The organism is Streptomyces sp. NPDC005794, from assembly GCF_042871445.1.
In the GTDB taxonomy this organism is placed as follows: Bacteria; Actinomycetota; Actinomycetes; order Streptomycetales; family Streptomycetaceae; genus Streptomyces.
Window position 1 is genome coordinate 1 of record NZ_JBIAIN010000059.1, and the last position, 2,005, is coordinate 2,005.

Genomic DNA, 2,005 nt, shown 5'->3' on the forward strand with positions numbered 1-2,005 from the left:
CGACCGCGTCCACGTCGGCGGCGGACAGGCCGGCCCCGGCCAGGGCGGCGCGGATGACGCGCTGCTGGGACGGGCCGTTGGGGGCGGTCAGGCCGCTGCTCGCACCGTCCTGGTTCACGGCGGAGCCACGGACAACCGCGAGAATCTTGTGGCCGTTGCGGCGGGCGTCCGAGAGGCGTTCCAGGAGCAGGAGTCCCGCGCCCTCGCCCCACCCTGTGCCGTCGGCTGAGGCGGCGAAGGACTTGCAGCGGCCGTCCGTGGAAAGACCGCGCTGCCGGCTGAAGTCGATGAAGGTGCCTGCGGTGGGCATCACGGTCACACCGCCCGCGAGGGCGAGGTTGCACTCGCCCTGACGCAGGGCCTGCGCCGCGAGGTGCAGGGCGACGAGGGAGGACGAGCACGCCGTGTCGACGGTGACCGCCGGGCCTTCAAGGCCGAGGGTGTAGGCGACCCGGCCGGAGACGACCGAGCCCGCGTTGCCGGTGCCGATGTAGCCCTCGACGCCTTCCGGCAAGGCGTGCAGGCGGGTGGCGTAGTCGTAGTACATGACGCCCGCGAAGACGCCGGTGCGGCTGCGGCGCAGCGCGACCGGGTCGATGCCCGCGCGCTCGACGGCCTCCCACGCGGTCTCCAGGAGGAGCCGCTGCTGCGGGTCCATGGCGAGCGCCTCGCGCGGCGAGACGCCGAAGAAGGACGCGTCGAACCGGGGAGCGTCATAGAGGAAGCCGCCCTCAGCGGTGGTGCTCGTGCCCTTGTTGTCCGGGTCCGGGTCGAAGAGTTCGTCCGTGTCCCAGCCGCGGTCGGTGGGGAAAGGCGCGATGGCGTCGACGCCGTCGGCGACGAGCTGCCACAGGTCTTCCGGCGTGTTCACGCCGCCCGGGTAGCGGCAGCTCATGCCGACGATCGCGACAGGTTCCTGGCGGCCGTCCTCCAGTTCACGGACACGGCGGCGGGCGTCGCGCAGATCAGCCGTCGCCCGCTTCAGGTAGTCGAGGTACTTCTGCTCGTCCGCCATTTACAGCGCCTCCTCGAAGCGGTCGGGACCGTCGGTGTCCGAGCCGGTGTCTGAGCTGCCGACCGGGCCGCTTGCGCCGCCTGAGCCGTATGAGCTGTCTGCGTGTGTGTCGGAAGGGGTTTGGAGCTCGCTGTCGAGCAGGTCGAAGAGTTCGTCGGCGGTGGCGCCCTCGAGTTCTTCGCGCTCGCGGTGCTCACCCGCAGCCGGGTCCGTGTGCCGCGCGGCCGGTCGCGCGGCGTCCCAGGCGGTGACCAGGGAGCGCAGCCGTCCCGCCACGCGGTCGCGTTCCGCACCGCCGGTGTCGTCGTCTCCCATGGCCTTGAGCACGTTCTCCAGACGGTCGAGCTCTGCGTCCAGGTCGGCGGGACCGACGGGACCGCCGGAGGGGGCGCCTGCCGTGGTGGGCAGCTCCTCCGAGAGGTACTCGGCGAGTGCCACCGGGTTCGGGTAGTCGAAGATCAGCGTGCTGGGCAGCCGGAGCTCGGTCTCCGCGGTGAGGCGGTTGCGCAGTTCGACGGCTGTGAGGGAGTCGAAGCCGAGCTCCAGGAAGCCCCGGCTCAGCTCGACGGCGTTCGGCGACGCGTAGCCGAGCACTCCGGCTACGTGCGTACGGACGAGATCGAGCAGGGCCCGGTCGCGCTCGGCACCGGAACGGCCGGCCAGGCGCTGCGCCAGCGAGTCGGCGGGAGCGGCGGCCGTGTTGCCGGTCTCGGTGCCGCCCCGTGCCCGCCGGACGGTGGGCCGGACGAGGCCGCTGAGCAGGGCGGGCATCGCCTCCGGCGGCTGGGTCCGCAGCGCGGTGGTGTTGATGCGCATGGGGACGAGGGCCGGGTACACGCTCGCCGGGGCGAGGTCGAGCAGGGACAGCGCCTCGGCGGTGTCGAGTGCGAGGACGCCGCTGCGGGTCATGCGTTCGCGGTCGGCGTCGGCCAGGGCACCGGTCATGTCACTGTCCTGCGCCCACAGACCCCACGCCAGCGACGTCCCCAC

At 72.7% G+C, this 2,005-nt stretch carries 2 protein-coding genes; both read right to left on the minus strand.

Annotated features, from left to right (window positions below):
- The coding region (locus ACFYQ5_RS36065; protein ID WP_389203848.1) for a beta-ketoacyl synthase N-terminal-like domain-containing protein at positions 1-1,015 on the minus strand (1,015 nt) is incomplete at its 3' end.
- On the minus strand, positions 1,016-2,005 hold a 990-nt coding region (locus tag ACFYQ5_RS36070; protein ID WP_389203849.1), incomplete at its 5' end, for a phosphopantetheine-binding protein.